Here is an 18,617-nt window from a genome sequence, read left to right on the forward strand (position 1 = left end):
CTTTGAGCGTGGGATAACTTACTTCGCTGGGAGTATTGACCACGAAGCCACCACTTCTATAAGTGGGGGTAGTTCACTCTGTCCATAATATCTCCTTCCTTATTAATATTAATGCAGGATTGAATATCAATCCTATTTTATTTTCAATAAAATCTAAACTTACATTTTCAGGATACCTTATACTAAATGTAGCTGATAAATTCCCATCAAAAATATTAAGAATAGTAGGAACTATTGTTATTTCTCCACATTTACCAGATACATTAAGCTCAAAGCCTATACCTTTATAGTCTCCATCAATAAAAAGCTTTCCTAAATCTAAAACCCATGTTGTTTTTATATTTTTATTTATAAAACTTATAAATTTAGTTATAGGATTTATCGTTTTTTCTGGCTTTGATGAATGCCCTCCTTTCCCAATCATTTTTAATAATACATTCCCATTATAAATATTAAAATTACCATTTAAGTTATTTTCAATTAAAAAGCTATCAAATTTATCTTTTAAAAACCAATAATCTCCAGTAAGTCTTGCCTCTATAATTGAAGGAATTATATTATAAGCTGTACCCGACTTTATCTCTATCGCTTTTTCATTTAGTTTCCCATATAATTTTAAAATTGCCCCTCCTTTTTCACCATTAATAACGGGAAATTTTGCATCTGGAGTAGATCCAAACTTAGGCTGAGATTCTTTAGAAAAGTAGTGTCTTATACATCTAAATCCACTTTCCTCATTTCCTCCAACTATAATTCTAATTCAATTTTTAACTGGAAGATTTAAATCCTTTATAATCTTAAGACCCATATAGCATCCAAGTATTGGTCCTTTGTCATCTACTACTCCTCTCCCATAAGCCTTTCCATCAATAATATTAAGCATAAAAGGATATGTGTTCCATCCTTCTTTAGCAGAAACGACATCTCCATGTCCAAAGGCACAAACATATTCTTCACCCACTCCATATCCAGCAAAAACAGCATAACCTTCAAGATTTTTAACATAAAATCCATCTTTTATAGATAGTTTTTCAAACCAATCTAAGCTTTTTCCCACTTCTCTTCCAAAGGGTAAATCTTTATCAACCGTACTTTCATTATAAACTGATGGTATCTTAATCCATTCTTCAAGCAATTTAAAACATTCCTCTTTCCTTTTTAATATTTCTTCATAAAAATTAATCATTTTTTATCTCCTTTCAAATTTTCAAATATTATCAATACAGAAAAAGGGACCTACCTTTGTTAAAATAAATATTAACCCAAAGGAGTGTCCCATATATATCCATTGATATTTTAACTGATACCTATTTTAAAAGCAATAAAAGATAATAACAACCTATATCCTAATTCATGATTGCTTTTATTAAACTATTACTATATTACATTCGTATTCATAAAGATAAAAATACAAATATATTCTATTTTCTTCTATGTATATTAAAGATAAGCTAATTATAATTCATGTTTAAAAATTGTCATAATTATATTGTATTAAATGTTTTTATTCATATTATAGTAATTAACATATAAGCAGTTGAAAATCAATATAATCTTCGTCTATAATATTGATGATATATTATTTATTTGGAGGTTTATAGATGAGCTGGATTGATAAGCTTGAAAGAAAGTTTAATAAATATGCAATACCTAATCTTATGTTATATATAGTTAGTATAACTGGATTTGTTTATCTTGTTTCTTACTTTTTAGACCAATCAGGTACTTTTTTAGATAAGCTTACCCTTTATCCTGATGCAATAATACGCGGAGAAGTCTGGAGACTTATAACTTATATATTTATCCCTCCAGCATCCTCGCCAATATTTATAATATTCATCCTTTATTTTTATTATATAATTGGAATTAGCCTTGAACATGAATGGGGAAGCTTTAGATTTAATTTATATTACCTTTTAGGAATGGCTGGAACAACAATCGCAGCCCTTATTACAGGCTATGCTACTTATGTATACTTAAATCTCTCGTTATTCTTAGCATTTGCATATATATATCCAAACTTTGAAATGCTATTATTTTTTATAATACCTGTAAAAGTTAAATACCTTGCTTATTTTGAATGGATATTTATTATAATCACCTTAGTTACTCAACCTATACCATATAAAGCTGCTGCAATTGCTTCTTTAATTAATTATTTCATATTTTTTGGTAAAGATATATTTGAAAGCTCACGAAATAAAAATATTGCTTATAATAACAAGACGAAGTTTAAATCTAAAATGGATATAAAACCTTTATCCCATAAGTGTACAGTATGTGGAATAACTCCTGAAGATGATCCAAACATGGAATTTAGATACTGCAGTGAATGTGAAGGCCTAAAATGCTATTGCATGAACCATATCAAAAATCATGAGCATATAAAATCATGAAAAATAGCAGGATAAAATTTTGTCCTGCTATTTTTTATTTAACAATAATTATATTTGTTTTAAGAAATACATAAGTTTTTACATGAAACTTTATATTGTTAATATTTTGATAAACTTCCATAAGAAGTACAAAAGTTAATAAACATATTAAAAAGCTTTGATTCACAACAAATTACATATTGCTATTCATTGACAATCCTTATTATTATGACTTTAAACTGTTTATTGCTATCCTAACTTCTTCTGTTGCATTAATTTGGTTTTGTGACAATTTTTCTAAACTTTCCACCTCATAATTTAGTTTTTTTATTTCTTCTGATAATTTTGTCAGTATACCATTTATATCCTTTGCATAAACTTCACTATTACTTGCAAGGTCTTGTATCTCCTTTGCTACAACTGAAAAGGTTCTTCCATGTTCTCCTGCTCTTGCAGCTTCTATTGTAGCATTTATTCCAAGTATCTTTGTTTGCATTGCTATATTATTTACATATTCTATTATCTCATCACTTTGTTTTATATAATCATTTGAAATATTTAATAGATTTAATAACCTATCTGCAACACCATGCATTTCTTTAACAGAATTTATTATGCTTTCTATTTGTGATTGAACAATTAACGTTGCACCATTTATGTCTTTTACTTTCTTACTTAATTTTTCAAAGTTTACTGCATCATGATTTGCTATTTCTATAATAAGTAATGCACCCTCAGCATCTATTATCTTGCATTTATTTCCATACTTATTATAAATTAATTTCGATACGTTCTCATTTCCAGTAACTTCTATAATAATATCAACAACATCAGCATCTAAATCATCAATATTTTGAGAAACTTTAATACCCATTTCCTGGGCAAGTTTTATTCCTGGAGCATCATATTTCTTATCAATTACAATTTTAATTTCAACGCTTTCAATTTGGCTTAGAAGTTTTATTATTTTACTTCCTCCTGCTCCTCCACCAATTACTGCAACATTCATAATAATCCCTCCACAACTACTTCTTTACTACACAACTTTGTACTAATTCTACAAAAAAACAAATTTTCCTTCAATTTTTTAAAAACAGTATTAAAAAACACTAAGATATTTTTGGGCTTAGTATGATAAATTCATGCTAAAAAGATATTTAATACATCGTAAAAGCCTTTTTTTCTCATATTGTCATTTACAATATAAACAGGTACATAGGCTTGTTTTTCAATCATAAATTAATTAGTATTTTTATTAAAATTAGGATATAATCAACAAAACTTTTTATAATAAAACAATTGATTTTGAAAATCATAATATATTTTATCCTCATTTTTATCATCGATTAATGATACTAAACTATATCCTGGAGCTTGTAACAGAAACATTTCATTTAAAAGGCTCTATATACTTGAGAAAATTTAAAAGGCTGCCTATTGCAGCCTCAATCTTTCTTCTATTAATTTTATTGTTTTACTTCCAACAATTCCATCAATCACTAATTTATTTGATTTTTGAAATGCTTTCACAGCTACCTCAGTTTTTTCATCAAAAACTCCATTAATATCAACGTTATATGATAAAAACTTTAATGCCTCTTGTAGTTTTTTTACTTGCTCACCTTTATCTCCTTTCTTTAAAACTCCTTGAAAACTAAATCTTATATTCTTAATAGAGCTTTCACCTCTTGAAACTGTAACAGAAGATGTAGTATATTTATTCATTATCGCCTTGTTAATTGCAGCTACAGTTTTAACTCCTACTATTCCAGAAGCATTAATATTGTTCTTTTTTTGAAAATCTACTACAGCTAAATTAGTTTTATTATCAAATACTCCGTTTTCATCCAACTGATAGCCAAGCATCTTTAAATACTTCTGCAACAAAAGTACATCATTACCTTTACTCCCTTTTGACAATGATCTACTAATGCTTAAAGCACTTACTGTTGTAATTGAGTTTGTAGCATTATCACTTTTATTTATGTCAGAACTGTTTTGTGAATCTGTCTTTGTTTTATTATCAGAAGATGTACCTTGTGTAGAACTATTGCCTTGTTGTATGGTATCATTACCCGAATTAGAGTTTACTTCTTTAGACGATGAATTTGATTGAGAATTATTACCTATCCCAGAATCATTTGAATCAATAACAACAAAATCCTTAATCTTTTCTTCATCGAACTCATTTTGAGAAGAACTATATTTTATATAAAGATGAACTCTATAATTTCCAGCTTTATCAGGAACATACATTAAATTTTTATCATTAGAATAGTCTTTTACATACACAACATTTCCATCCTGTTCCAGTACATATTTATATAATGCTCCTTCTAAAATTCCATCATAAGTTATAAAAATATTATTATTAATATTTATTTTATCTTTATTAATAATTAACTCTTTACTTGGATTTAGCATATTTAACAAATAAGTACCATCATAATAAAAATTCAAAATAGAATCATAAGTTTGTCCAGCTATTGCTCTGTTTTTAGCCCCTATTTGGCTCATACCAACTCCATGTCCATTACCTTTTCCTTTAAAAGTATATGTATCTGTGTTTATATCATAAGTAACATCATATAAAGAGCTTGGAAGTGACAAGAAAGTCCTTGCCTTCTCCTTTGTAAAAGCCAATTTCTGTTCTACTCCATTAATATCTTTATAAACAACTTCAATTGATGATATTCTTCCGCTATCGTATTTTTTTATACTATCTAAATCAATCCTTACAAAATTATACTCTTGCTTTAAATACCCTTTGCTTTTTAGTTTTAAATCTATATCACTTGATTTTAAGTTTACGTCTCCATAGGGCCATAATTCATTATCAAATTCATCTAATTTAGTTTTTAAATAATCTTTATTTGCACTCCATATATTAATTGAAGCTTCTGTGTATCCTCCATCACTTGCACTGTAATACCCTTCTACAAATTCATCATTATATAAAAGAATCATCCCTTTTGTATCCTCAACAGCTTTAATAACATTACTATAGCTTGGATTATACCCTCTATATACCTGGCAATCTGTAGTATCACATAAATCATAGCCTTTATCAGAATGTTTTCCCTTATTTGAAAGTGCATAGTTTCTCGCTGCTACTGACTGTGCTTTTAAAGCCTCAATTGGGAATGAGTTTGACATTTCATAAGGAACAACTCCCTTTAAGTAATCTTCAACGTTTATAATATTTATAGGCAAAATACTCCCAGATCTAACTATAAACTCAAAAGCTCCAAGATAATTATATACTTTCATTCCAACCTTCAACGTCAAAGTATTAGTATTATTTTGAGGGGTAATTAAAATACTGTCATAATCCACCCCATCCATATTTATTTTATTATTATTAATATTCAAAAAATGGCTTGTACCAGATTGGATTATATTATCTCCAACTTTATAATCACCATTTAAAATAATCTCAATAGAATTTGAAACCATATTTTCAAGACCTATTCTTAAATTTTCAAAATATGAGTTTCTTTGAAATGCAAAAGAAATGCTTGAAAAAAGAAATGAAAAGACAACAGCAAATACTAATATTCGTCTTTTCATCCTATCACCTCCAAAAATAATTCCACTTAATAGCATTATATAACAAAAACCTCCGTATTACAATCATACGGAGGTAATGCTATATTTAGATATTGCAAAAACTTAGTACATCTTCTTGCATTTTTTCTATCTTTCTATTGGCTTCATCAATATCTTTGGCAACAGCAGCAAAATAAAATTTTATTTTAGGCTCTGTTCCAGAAGGCCTTGCAGTTATAACACTTTTATCCTTTAATACTAACTGAATAACATTTGATTCTGGAAGATCAATTACTTCTTCATCACCATTTAATACATTCTTCTCAATTTTCTTTAAATAATCTTTAACAGTTATAACTTCCTGTTGAGCAATCTTTAAAGGTGTTTCATTCCTTAATTTTTCCATTATATTTTTTATTCTCTCACTTCCTTCAATACCTTTTAGTGTAACTGATTTAAGGTCTTCCTTATAATAGCCATATTTTTTATATATCTCTTTAATTCCATCATACAACGACATACCTCTTGATTTATACCAAGCAGCCATTTCACATATTAGAGCACAAGCAATTACTCCATCCTTATCCCTTACAAATGTCCCTGAAAGATAGCCATAGCTCTCTTCAAAGCCTATTATAAAATTCTTTTTCCCTTCATATTCTTTTATTTTTTCACCAATATATTTAAAACCTGTTAATACATCTATAATCTCAACACCATAATTCCTGCAAATTTCCTTTGCAAGTTCTGTTGTAACTATAGTTTTAATAACCATAGGATTGTCAGGCATTTTATTATTACATTTAAGCTGAGATAGCATATATTCTGTAAGAAGCACACCAGTTTGATTTCCAGTTAATACAATATATTCCCCATAATCGTTTTTAACAACAACCCCTACTCTATCACAATCTGGATCAGTTCCAAGAATTAAATCTGCTCCATCATTTTTTGCCATTTCAATAGCTATTTCAAAAACATCATGTTCCTCAGGATTGGGGTATTTTACAGTGCTAAAATTAAAATCTGGCATTTCCTGCTCTAAAACTATTTTTACATTCGTAAATCCCAATTCTGATAATACTCGTCTAACAGGCTTATTCCCCGTTCCATGAAGAGGAGTATAAATAATTTTTATTTTTTCCCCTTCACTTTTTACAAGATCCTTATTTATTACAAGTTCTTTAACAAGCTCAATATACTTATCTTCAACAGATTTATCTACATAATTAAAAAGTCCAATTTCTTTTGCTTTATTTAATTCTATTGTTTTAATATCATCATAATCAACTCTTTCAATTTCCTCCAGTATACCCTTTGCATGCTCTTCAGTTATTTGTCCTCCATCGCTCCAATAAACCTTATAGCCATTATATTCCTTGGGGTTATGGCTTGCAGTTATTACTATTCCTGCTGTTGTCTTAAGTTCTCTTACGGCAAAAGAAAGCATTGGCGTTGGTTTCAATTCATTAAATATATAAGTCTTAATTCCATTAGCATTAAGTACCAAAGCCGCTTCCATTGCAAAAACATCTGAATAAAGTCTTGAATCATAAGCTATAGCAACAGAAGGGTTGTTAATTCCTTTATGTAATATGTAATTTGCTAACCCCTGAGTTGCACGTCTTATAGTATATACATTCATTCTGTTAGTACCAGCACCTATAACCCCTCTTAAGCCACCAGTACCAAATTCAAGATTTTTATAAAACCTATCCATTATCTCTTTTTCATCCTTTATAGTTAATAGCTCATTCCTTGTTTTTTCATCAAAATCAAGCCATTTATAATACATTTGTTTATAATCCATATAAAACACCCCTTTACCATTTTCCTATTATTATAAACCAAAATATACCATTATCAAAGTTTCTTATCCCAAACTTATCCTTATATTAATTTTAAATTCTTCTATTTTATTTAATTTATTAGAAATTATGAACTTTTTAAATAAAGTTAAAATAGATTTATCTTTATCTTAGTTTTTAAAATTAATTGAAATTTTTATTATTAATATTTTATAATAATACAATAAGGAAAAATCATAACATTTTTAAATAAAAATCTTTTGGGGTGGTGTTATGGGTTGTTTGTTATCTGTAGATTGGGATTATTTTATATGTTGTAAAGACTTAAAGCTTAATTCTTCCCTGGAAAACAAAAAAAATGTTATTGATTTATGGTATAAGAAATATTTATATTTTCAAGAAAAAGGAATTAATATAAATAAATATTATGATTTATCTATGGAAATAAAAACTTTTTGGCAAAAAATAAAAAGCAAATTTAACATTTCAAATGATACAAAGGTTTTTGTTTCTGATTCCCATAAACTATCTTATGATATTGCAAAGAACTTTAAATGTGATATAGTTTATCTATTTGATTCACATAGTGATTTAGGATATGGTGGTATAGATTCTTTAGATTTTGAAGTGAATTGTGCAAACTGGCTTGGTAAACTTTTTAAAGATAACTATATTAAAAAAGCATATATAGTTTATAGTAAGTATACATTAGAAAAACCTATCTTTTTTGAAAGCATAAACAAAATTTACAACATTAAATACATATCATTTAAAAATATAAGCACCAGTATTCCTATAACAACCATTCATATATGCAGATCAGGTGCATGGACTCCTCCATGGTATGATAATAAATTCTTTGAATTTATAAATCAACTGAAAATACCTTTCAAATTAATAGATTGTCCCAAAAGAAAATGGGATCCTCAAAACATTAGCTTATCCGATAAGATTTTTTTTATGATATCATAAAGCTTTTTAACTCAAATAAACATTTTTAAAAACATTAATAATCGTTAAAATTTAAGGAAAAAAGTTCAATAATAATTATTTAGTTTTTGTAAAAGCTATGATAAATTATAAATAAGGAAATTTTTCTAATTATAGAAATGATATAACCAACTTCAAGATTTAAGAAAGGAGAAGGAATATGAAAGTTAGGAAAGCTATAATTCCTGCTGCAGGGCTTGGAACACGTTTTTTACCTGCAACTAAAGCTCAACCAAAAGAAATGCTCCCAATTGTAGACAAGCCAACTATTCAATATATAATTGAAGAAGCTGTTGAGTCAGGAATCGAAGAAATTTTAATAATTACTGGAAGAAATAAAAGAGCAATTGAAGATCATTTTGATAAATCTGTTGAACTAGAGATGGAACTAAAATCAAAACATAAAGATGAACTATTAAAGGAAGTTGATTATATTTCAAATCTTGCTCAAATATATTACATAAGACAAAAAGAACCAAAAGGTCTTGGACATGCTATATATTGTGCTAAAACATTTGTTGGAAATGAGCCTTTTGCTGTAATGCTTGGAGATGATGTTGTAGATAATAAAGAACCTTGCTTAAAGCAGCTTATTGATGTTTATAATGAATATAAAACTACAATACTTGGAGTTCAAGAAGTACCTATAGAAGACGTTAATAAATATGGAATAGTAAAAGGAATGCATATAGAAGACGGTGTATTTAAAGTTAAAGATTTAATTGAAAAACCTGACATAGAAAAAGCACCATCTAATATTGCAATACTTGGAAGATATATTATAACTCCAAGTATTTTTGAAATATTAGAGCATACAAAACCCGGGAAAGGTGGAGAAATACAACTTACCGATGCCCTAAAAGAACTTCTAAATAAGGAAGCAATGTATGCTTATGTTTTTAAAGGCAGAAGATACGATGTTGGAGATAAACTTGGCTTTTTGCAAGCAACTGTAGAATTCGCACTGAAAAGAGATGACCTGAAAAATGATTTTTTAGCATACCTCTCTAAAATAATTAATAAACAACCAAATAACGATTTAGCATCAAATTAACAAAATCTTTAACATAAAAATTATATTCCATACTGATGATAAAACTCATCATTGTTTGATGAGTTTTGCATGAACCACTGTTCTTGCATCATTAAATTCATAGCTGCAAGTAGACAAGGTAATTATTTTATCATCAGAAGTAATTTCTAAATTATTTTTGAAAAGAGATTTACTTTTAGCTTTACTAATATATTCCATAAAATCCTTTGGAGAGCTAAAGGCTGTTATTAAATAATTATCAGAAGAACTTGTTACATAAACAGAAAATATTTCATATATATATTTTTTATTATTTATTGTTATTTCTATGGTTTTATTGTTTTCAAAAAAATTCTTATCTTTAAATTTTATTAAGTCATGAAACATGCTCCCATCATGCATATTATGGCCATAAATAATTATATTTTTATCTTTTTGCATATCATTCCTGCAATCAATAAATATTGATGCAGCTTTTCTTTTTTTGCGTTCAAAATCATAAATGGTATAATAATCATTATCTTTTCCTTGAACTACTGGATAGTTGATCTTTGTGTTTTCTATCCTTATCCAAAATTTATAATCACTATTAATTGATTTTAATTTGTCTTCATTTATATTTATTTTTTCTAAACTGTTGGATACTTTTAAGCTATTGTCAAATTCAATTTTTTTATCCGATTCGTTATAAACAGCACTTTTTACTAATTCACTATACATATCTCTATCTTTTTTGTATTCATAAAATATATAAATCAAATCAATCATTGATATAATAGCAATCAATAAAAAAATAAAACCAAAAGATTTTTTTATATTTATTTTCATTGTTTCACCTCTTATTAAATAAGTTTTTCTATATAGTTTACATTGTTGTTAATAAAATTGTACATTAACAAGTCAATATTCTCCATACGTTATATATAGTTTTTATACAAAATATGTTTTTAACTAAACATGGAATTTAAAACACATAATTAAACACTAAATAATATCTAATAAAACACTTTCCTTATCAACTTTAAAAAGCTATGATATTTCTCAACATCACTGTTTTGGCATATATATTGCTATATGTAATTTTTGGTATTGATGTATAAATTTTATATTAATATATTTTAATTTAAAAATAAAGGAGGTTAAAAAATGAAGGGAAAAATTCTAAAGAGGACAAGAGCATTAATTGCATTTTTCTTAACATTTACAATGATATTTTCTTCTAACATTAGTGTTCTTGCTGAAACATCAACTTCACAGGAACCATCATACCGTTCTGTTATTGAAATATTTGATTGGGGAGCTGCTATTACAAAAGTAATAATTGATATTGGACAAACAATAACTAAAGATTCAGTAACAACTGACACTTTTAAGGTACATGTTGTAAGAAAAAACACAGATTCAGCAAAAACAATATTAAATGAAGGAGATCGTAAAATTACAAAGGCTTATGTTTCAGACAAAGATGGTAACGCTGTAGACAGTGGAAATTTTGTAGTACTTGAAATGGAAGTTGGACCAGAGCTTACTTTAGGTTCACCACTAAACTTCGACATGAAAACATTTTTGAATTCATGGATTAACAGCGAATATACAATTACACAGCAAAAAGATATAACTACTAATTCTAAAACAGTTTCAGGGCTTGTTATTACTAATTGTAAAGGTGAAATAAGAAAGATAGTTGATGATTTCACAACAGGAAGTTTTACTAACAGTGAGGATAATGTTACTTTAACCTTTGCAAGCTTTTCTCCAGCAAATGATAATAAAAAGAATCCATTAATTATCTGGCTACATGGTATGGGAGAAGGTGGAACAGACCCAACTATTCCGATTTCTGCAAATAAAGCAGATAATTTTGCATCAAAGGATATACAAGCATACTTTGGAGGAGCATACATTTTAGTTCCTCAGGCACCAACTTACTGGATGGATGGATTTAATTCATTTGGAGATGGAACTTCAAAATACGAAAAAGCGCTTATGGCTTTAATAAAAGATTATGTTTCAAAGAATAATGATATTGATAAAAATAGAATATACATAGGCGGAGACTCCAATGGCGGGTATATGACAATGCTTATGATTAGAGATTATCCAGAATATTTTGCAGCTGCAATACCAACTTGTGAAGCATTAGCAGACAAGCTGATAACCGACGCCGATATTCAGAAAATTAAAAACATTCCTATATGGTTTACTGCTGCTAAAACAGATACAGTTGTAAATCCTAATGAATATGTAGTGCCAACATATAATCGATTATTAAAAGCAGGGGCAAATAACATTCATTTTTCATTCTTTGATAATGTTGTTGATACAACAGGCTTATACAAAAAAGCAGATGGTACACCCTATGAATACAACGGACATTGCTCATGGATTTATGTTTATAATAATGAGTGCAAAGAAACAGTAAATGGGAAAACAACAACAATAATGGAGTGGCTTGCTTCTCAAACAAAAGCAAAATCAACTGGCTATACATCTGTAGTTGAAATAAAGGATTGGGGAGCAGCCATTACAAAGGTAATAGTTGATTTAGGACAAACAGTAAAACAAGGTTCTGTAAATAAAGATAGTTTCTCTGTATTTGTTACAAGAAAAGATAGTAGATTAGCAAAACCTCTATTAGAGCAAGGATATAGAAAAGTTTTAAATGCTTATGTTTCTGATTCAAAAGGTAACTCTGTTTCAAGTGGAAGATATGCAGTGCTTGAAATGGAAATTGGTCCTGCAGTTACATTAGGCTCGCCTTTAAATTACTATAGCGGCTCTAATGTTTGGATAGACTGTAATTACATCATTACTCAAGAAAAAGATATTATATCAGGTAGTGTAACTGTTTCTGGGCTCGTTGCAAATAAATGCACTAACCAAATACGAATAGGTGTTGATGATTTCAAATTAGGAAAGATTAGTTATGATAATGTTACTTTAACCTTTGCAAGCTTTTCTCCAGCAAATGATAATAAAAAGAATCCACTGATTATTTGGCTACATGGTGGTGGTGAAGGTGGAACAGATGCAACAATTCCCCTTTCTGCAAATAAATCTGTTAATTTAGCATCAAAAGAAATACAAGCATACTTTGGAGGAGCATACATTTTAGTTCCTCAGGCACCAACTTATTGGATGGATGGATTTACTGGTAAAGCAGATGGAACTTCAAAATATGAGAAAGCTCTTATGGCTTTAATTGAAGAGTATGTTTCTAAAAACAGCGATATTGATAAAAACAGAATATATATAGGTGGATGCTCTAACGGTGGTTATATGACAATGCTTATGATACGTGATTATCCTGGATATTTTGCAGCTGCATATCCTGTATGCGAAGGTCTAAAAGATTCATTGATTACTGATGAGGATATTAAAAAAATGATGCAAACTCCAATATGGTTCACTTGTGCAAAAACAGATACGGTACTTCCACCTGCAATTAATACACTTCCAACTTATGACCGTTTAATAAAAGCTGGAGCCAAAAATGTTCAATTATCATATTTTGATAATGTTGTTGATACAACAGGCTTATACAAAAAAGCAGATGGTACACCCTATGAATACAACGGACATTGGTCATGGATTTATGTTTATAATAATGAGTGCAGCACAGTAATTAATGGTAAAAATACAACAATAATGGAATGGATGGCTGCTCAAAGGCTTAACAAAGTTTCAACTGAACAAAGCAATGCTACAAAAGAAGTGTCTGTTCCAAAGACTGGAGATAATACACCAATAGCTTCAATAATAATACTAATGATAGTTTCTATGTTAGGTGCATATTTAACATTAAGAAAGAATAGTATTAAAAATTAATATGATTATATAGTAAAAATAGCCCTGAGAATAGCATTAGTTAAATAAAACAATGGTATTATTCTCAGGGCTATTTATTAATATTTTAAAATTGTCATACTAACTTAAATAGTTTTTCATATTTTATTATCAATTTTGATATAAACACTTTCTATTTGTTCTCAATCTTATAAAAAGTTTTTCAATATAAAATGTAACTATTGCAAAAAATCCAACTATACTAAGGTATGTTCTAATAACACTTAATGCGCTAACGTTTCCGAATCCATTTCCTCCACCTGGCATTTGACCACCATGCCCAGGGAAATTGCCCATTCCATTATTTCCATTTTGTGGAGTAATATTGATATTATTTTTATTTTCAAACTGTCCATTATCTCTATTTAGCTGATTATTATTTAATCCTCTTTCTATTCCAGGTTTATTAGTTCCATTTATAGCTGAACCTATCATTGCAAACCTTCCAAAGAAATTTGTTGAATAAATGCTATATATTCCAGAAGATAGTACAACAAGCATTAATACTTTAGCTACAAAACTTGATATTTTCTTTGAATTTGATATCCCAAATATTTTTTTAAATATATTAATAACCCAACTCCAATGAAACCCAATATGAATGCCAATTAATATAAGTGCAGCATAAGCCACAGGCTTATGTGTGATAGAAAAAAAGCTTTCATTTCCAACATTTATATTAGGAAATAGTGTCTTAGAAATAAGAATGCCACTAACTATAATATAAGTAAATGAACATAATAAAAGTACATCTACTGCATAGCATATCTTAGTTCTGAGAGATATTTTTTTCTTTGTTATATTCAATGTCACTTGCTTTATCCATCTCCAGTTTAAAGCTTTATGAATAATAAATACTCCTCCGATACAAAGTCCTGCCATCTCATGAAATGCTAAACCTGAAATTACCCTCTTGTTATAAAGTAATACCAATACAAGTGTCATAACAATGTCTAATATCATTTTTATTAAATTTATTTTTCTCATTTTACCACTCCTTTCAAATTTTTAATAAATTTTTTTGAATGTGTTTATTTTTAAAAATTAAACCCTTTATTTTTTTGCCTGTTTTAATGCATCAGCAACAGCATTAATTATTCCAACACTTGTCCTTGTTGCACCTGATACAGTATCAACATTTGTTGACTGGCTGTTTATAATCTCATTTGGAATTAATTGCATAGGCATTCTTGCATAACTTGGCGTTTCGTTATGATCTACTATATCAATCTTTGTAATCTTACCTCCACTTATTGTTACTTCTACTGTAAGGCCAGGTTTAAATCCATTTGCAGTACCGGTGTACGTGCCATCCTTATATTCTCCCTCTGTAACTTGAATATTTTCTACCTTTGACTGCATAACCACATGTTCTCCATGGCCATGTCCTCTAAATCTATTTACTTTATCATTTGAAATACTCTGTTTATTCTCAGTTTTAATTTCATTTGACTCTTCAATTTTTACTGAATCAACACTTGGATTAATATAATTTATTTGCCCAGCCAATCCCTTAAATGTTATGAAAATAAATATAAATATCAATAGAACTGCAACTCCATTTATTGCCTTTGATGCTATTGTTAATTTAATATTATTTTTTGTACAATCTTTGGTGCAATTCATACATTGAATGCAGTCTAAACTATCAACTCTATTAACTTTATTAAGTTCTATACCCATGGGACAATTTCTTGTACATATACCACATCCATCTAAACAAATAGATTTATTTTTATTTATCCTAACTATTCTAAAGACTTGAAGTATAGATAAAAATGCTCCCAATGGACATAAATACCTACAAAAAAACCTTTCTATTAATAAAGAACCAATCAATATTAAAATTAAAACACTCAGTCCTGTAATACTTGGAACTGACGGCGGAAGCTGAGTTATTTGTGCAAATGCATTCCAAGGATTCAAATCATTCAACCCACTATATCCTAATGTCCAGACAAAAATAATACAAAACAATAGAACTATATATTTAATAAGTTTTAAATATTTATCTGCCTTTTTATTAATCTTGAACCTTATATTTAAAACCTTTGATGACAATTTATATAAAAGATCATTTATTGTTCCAAAGGCACATAGATATCCACAAAAAAACCGTCCAAATATCATTGTTAAAGGAATTAAAATTAAAAGATCCATAGTTAATGGTAGTATTTTATTTATCTCAAAATCACCATTTATAACATAGATATATATTTGTTTTACTTGCCCAAAAATCAATGTAAAAAGTTCAGGCATAATTATCAAAAACAAAATCTGAATTACTAATCTGATATATGATACATTATTTCTCTTATTCAATATTGAACCTCCTCAATGTTATGTCAGTACAATTTTCTTTTGACAAAATCTTTTCCTAAAATATAGTACAAATTAATTTATATCTTCCAGTAAACCTACCTTCTCTTGAAATAGTGGCCATTAAAATCTCTAAAATTATGTTTATCAATTAATCTTTTATCTTTGTTAATGTCCTTTACACTCATTACCTGACCTGATAAGTTTTTCTTTATAACTATTTTATCTCCAACCTGTATATTATCTAATGTATTTATAAAACTACCTATATCTACAGTTTGGGTTGTAAGATAATTAACTACTGTTATTTTACTTCCATCAATCCTGCTTACATAACCTTTTACTTCAAATGCAAAAGAATATGTAATTTTTAAAGCAGCAGCTATTATTATTACAATAACTACTTTTTTAAGATTTCTTTTATTAAAAACTCTTTTAATATTTTCCTTTACTTTTTCATTTTGTAAAAAAGCCATTATTTTTTCCTTCATTTTAATTACTCCTTTCATTTTTAAAAATATAATCAATTGAATTAAATTACTTATAGGCTATTTTATTAATAGAACCTTAAATAAACCTTAAATAGCAAAAAATTTCTTGGATTTGTTCTGTATAATTTAAAAGCTTCCATTTATATTTAAGGTTTAATTAAGGTTTGCTGTGATATAATTAATATTATTAAATCTCAAACAGAGAGGATTGATTTTAATGAGAATATTAATAGTAGAAGATGAAGTTCATCTTGCAGAGGCATTAACACAGATATTAAGAAAACATAACTATATAGTTGATGCAGTAAATGATGGCAGCAAAGGACTTGATAATGCTTTGAGTGGAATATATGATTTAATTATACTTGATATAATGCTCCCTGAAATGGATGGAATAACTGTACTTAAAAATATAAGAAAAGAAGGAATTTCAACACCTGTTATACTTCTTACAGCCAAAGGCGAAATCTCTGATAAGGTTAAAGGACTGGACAGTGGTGCTGATGACTACCTTGCTAAACCTTTTGCAACAGAAGAGCTACTTGCAAGAATTAGAGCTGCTCTAAGACGTAAAGGTGAAGTTTTACCTGACAACAATTTAAAGTTTGGAGATATAGAACTAAACACTTCTGCATTAAAATTATGCAAAGGAGATAAGGAAATTAAACTTATTTTAAAAGAATGCCAGCTTCTTGAACTTCTTATATTAAGAAAATCTTCTGTAACTCCAAAAGAACTTGTGATTGAAAAACTCTGGGGTTTTGATTCTGATGCTGAACATAACAATGTAGAAGTTTATATTTCATTTTTAAGAAAAAAGCTTGCTTCTTTAAACTCTAAAGTCTGCATAAATACCGTCAGAGGGGTAGGCTATATTCTGGAGGTGCAGCCTTAATGTTTAAGCAACTTAGGAATAAATTTCTTATTCTAAACCTAATTATAATATCAATAATGATGTTTATATCCTTTGGAGCAATTTACCTTATAACATATCAGAGCATACGTAGTAGAGTGTATGAAGAACTAATAGATGTTTCAATGTTCTATGGCAAAATGGATGAAAATTTTACACCACCAGAATTAACTATAAAAGTACCTCATCATAAAAAGCCTGGAAAGTTTGAAAATATATCAGAGCGTTCAATTTCTTTTTCACTGCTTACAGACAAGCAGTATAATATTATATCTAAATTATCAACATTTAATATAGATGATGCTCTCTATGAAAATGCACTAAAGAAAATACTATCGCAAAACAAATCTATAGGTACCTTTAAAATAGATGAAAATAATTGGGCTTATGTAATTAATCCTATAACAAATGGATATAGGATTGTTTTTATTGACATTACTTCCGAGCAACAGATTTTATCAAGCATGATATATACATTTATTTTAGTAGCTTTCATTATGCTAATTGTAATTTATTTTATAAGCAGATTTTTTGCAAACAAAGCTATAAAACCGGTTAAAGAAGCCTTTGAAAAACAACAGCAGTTTATTACAGATGCATCTCATGAGCTTAAAACTCCTCTTACTGTAATAAATACAAGTGTAGATGTACTTTTATCTAATAGCAGCGACACAATTAGCAGCCAGTCAAAATGGCTTTATTATATAAAATCAGAATCTGAAAGAATGGCTAAATTAACAAATGACCTTTTATATCTTACGCAAATGGATACATCTAATAATAAAATGTTTTTTTCAAATTTCAACGTAAGCGAAATTGTAGAAAATGTTATTTTGACTATGGAGGCAATAATATTTGAACATAATATTTCTTTAAATTATACTATAGAACCTAATTTGATAACTTTTGGAAATAGCGATCAAATAAGGGAAGTTGTTATGATACTTTTAGATAATGCTATAAAATATACCAATAATTCAGGCTCAATTAATGTTTCCCTAAAAAAACACAATAATAATATATTATTAACAGTAACTAACACTGGTAAGGGAATTCCTGAAGAGGATTTAGAAAAAATTTTTGACAGATTCTATCGCATAGATAAGTCACGTTCACGTAATAGCGGCGGATATGGTTTGGGCCTTGCTATTGCAAAAGCAATTATAAATCAGCATAAAGGTAAAATATATGCTAAAAGCATTATAAATGAGAAAACATCCTTTTATGTTGAACTACCATTTGTTCATTCATAAAATATAAGCCTTTGAAGATGAATCTTCAAAGGCTTATATT

Annotated in this window: 15 protein-coding genes; 6 read left to right on the plus strand and 9 right to left on the minus strand. The window is 28.2% G+C overall.

The genetic code is table 11. The annotated features are described in order from the left end of the window. Nucleotides 1–73 precede the first annotated feature (73 nt). Nucleotides 74–424 (minus strand): peptidase dimerization domain-containing protein, encoded by a 351-nt coding sequence (locus FDN13_RS03785; RefSeq protein WP_138978981.1) that lies wholly within the window; start codon nucleotides 422–424, stop codon nucleotides 74–76. Between the two features lie 336 nt (nucleotides 425–760). After that, nucleotides 761–1,186, minus strand: coding sequence for a M20/M25/M40 family metallo-hydrolase (locus FDN13_RS03790; RefSeq protein ID WP_138978982.1), 426 nt, complete (start codon nucleotides 1,184–1,186; stop codon nucleotides 761–763). A 415-nt stretch (nucleotides 1,187–1,601) separates the two neighbouring features. Here FDN13_RS03790 and FDN13_RS03795 point away from each other — a divergent pair, with 415 nt between their 5' ends. Further along, nucleotides 1,602–2,396 (plus strand): rhomboid family intramembrane serine protease, encoded by a 795-nt coding sequence (locus FDN13_RS03795; protein ID WP_138978983.1) that lies wholly within the window; start codon nucleotides 1,602–1,604, stop codon nucleotides 2,394–2,396. A gap of 205 nt (nucleotides 2,397–2,601) precedes the next feature. Here FDN13_RS03795 and FDN13_RS03800 read toward each other — a convergent pair whose 3' ends face one another. The 3 genes from FDN13_RS03800 to FDN13_RS03810 all read right to left on the minus strand — a co-directional run bounded on the left by FDN13_RS03800 (nucleotide 2,602) and on the right by FDN13_RS03810 (nucleotide 7,734). Continuing rightward, on the minus strand, nucleotides 2,602–3,384 hold the full coding sequence (locus tag FDN13_RS03800; protein ID WP_138978984.1) for a methyl-accepting chemotaxis protein: 783 nt from the start codon (nucleotides 3,382–3,384) through the stop codon (nucleotides 2,602–2,604). A gap of 425 nt (nucleotides 3,385–3,809) precedes the next feature. Next, nucleotides 3,810–5,945: a SpoIID/LytB domain-containing protein gene (locus tag FDN13_RS03805; RefSeq protein WP_168190069.1), complete on the minus strand. Its 2,136-nt coding sequence runs from the start codon at nucleotides 5,943–5,945 to the stop codon at nucleotides 3,810–3,812. 85 nt (nucleotides 5,946–6,030) lie between these two features. Beyond that, nucleotides 6,031–7,734, minus strand: coding sequence for a phospho-sugar mutase (locus tag FDN13_RS03810; protein ID WP_138978986.1), 1,704 nt, complete (start codon nucleotides 7,732–7,734; stop codon nucleotides 6,031–6,033). Nucleotides 7,735–8,005: 271 nt separating this feature from the next. Here FDN13_RS03810 and FDN13_RS03815 point away from each other — a divergent pair, with 271 nt between their 5' ends. Together FDN13_RS03815 and galU are read left to right on the plus strand one after the other, a co-directional pair. Next, complete coding sequence (locus FDN13_RS03815; protein WP_138978987.1) at nucleotides 8,006–8,704, plus strand: arginase; 699 nt, start codon at nucleotides 8,006–8,008, stop codon at nucleotides 8,702–8,704. Between the two features lie 178 nt (nucleotides 8,705–8,882). Further along, nucleotides 8,883–9,776, plus strand: a complete 894-nt coding sequence (gene galU, locus FDN13_RS03820) for a UTP--glucose-1-phosphate uridylyltransferase GalU (protein ID WP_138978988.1) — start codon at nucleotides 8,883–8,885, stop codon at nucleotides 9,774–9,776. A gap of 48 nt (nucleotides 9,777–9,824) precedes the next feature. Here the strand turns inward: galU and srtB are convergent, their stop codons facing one another. Then, nucleotides 9,825–10,583, minus strand: coding sequence for a class B sortase (gene srtB, locus FDN13_RS03825; RefSeq protein WP_138978989.1), 759 nt, complete (start codon nucleotides 10,581–10,583; stop codon nucleotides 9,825–9,827). Between the two features lie 318 nt (nucleotides 10,584–10,901). On the opposite strand from srtB, the gene FDN13_RS14180 reads away from it, so the two are divergent. Beyond that, nucleotides 10,902–13,583, plus strand: a complete 2,682-nt coding sequence (locus FDN13_RS14180) for a prolyl oligopeptidase family serine peptidase (RefSeq protein WP_168190070.1) — start codon at nucleotides 10,902–10,904, stop codon at nucleotides 13,581–13,583. 129 nt (nucleotides 13,584–13,712) lie between these two features. On the opposite strand, the gene FDN13_RS03835 is transcribed toward FDN13_RS14180, so the two are convergent. The 3 genes from FDN13_RS03835 to FDN13_RS03845 form a co-directional block, all read right to left on the minus strand. Next, the gene (locus tag FDN13_RS03835) at nucleotides 13,713–14,588 is read right to left on the minus strand and encodes a DUF4405 domain-containing protein (RefSeq protein ID WP_138978990.1); all 876 of its coding nucleotides are present in this window, start codon (nucleotides 14,586–14,588) and stop codon (nucleotides 13,713–13,715) included. Nucleotides 14,589–14,654: 66 nt separating this feature from the next. Continuing rightward, nucleotides 14,655–15,923 carry an FMN-binding protein gene (locus tag FDN13_RS03840; RefSeq protein ID WP_138978991.1) on the minus strand — a complete coding sequence of 423 codons (1,269 nt, stop codon included), beginning with the start codon at nucleotides 15,921–15,923 and terminating at the stop codon, nucleotides 14,655–14,657. 95 nt (nucleotides 15,924–16,018) lie between these two features. Beyond that, nucleotides 16,019–16,411 (minus strand): hypothetical protein, encoded by a 393-nt coding sequence (locus FDN13_RS03845; protein ID WP_138978992.1) that lies wholly within the window; start codon nucleotides 16,409–16,411, stop codon nucleotides 16,019–16,021. 217 nt (nucleotides 16,412–16,628) lie between these two features. Here FDN13_RS03845 and FDN13_RS03850 point away from each other — a divergent pair, with 217 nt between their 5' ends. Together FDN13_RS03850 and FDN13_RS03855 are read left to right on the plus strand one after the other, a co-directional pair. Then, nucleotides 16,629–17,306 carry a response regulator transcription factor gene (locus tag FDN13_RS03850; RefSeq protein ID WP_138978993.1) on the plus strand — a complete coding sequence of 226 codons (678 nt, stop codon included), beginning with the start codon at nucleotides 16,629–16,631 and terminating at the stop codon, nucleotides 17,304–17,306. Beyond that, nucleotides 17,306–18,577, plus strand: a complete 1,272-nt coding sequence (locus tag FDN13_RS03855; RefSeq protein WP_138978994.1) for a sensor histidine kinase — start codon at nucleotides 17,306–17,308, stop codon at nucleotides 18,575–18,577. The genes FDN13_RS03850 and FDN13_RS03855 overlap by 1 nt, the downstream gene beginning before the upstream one ends. The last annotated feature ends 40 nt before the right edge of the window (nucleotides 18,578–18,617 follow it).

It is taken from the genome of Caloramator sp. E03, from assembly GCF_006016075.1.
In the GTDB taxonomy this organism is placed as follows: domain Bacteria; phylum Bacillota; class Clostridia; order Clostridiales; family Caloramatoraceae; genus Caloramator_B.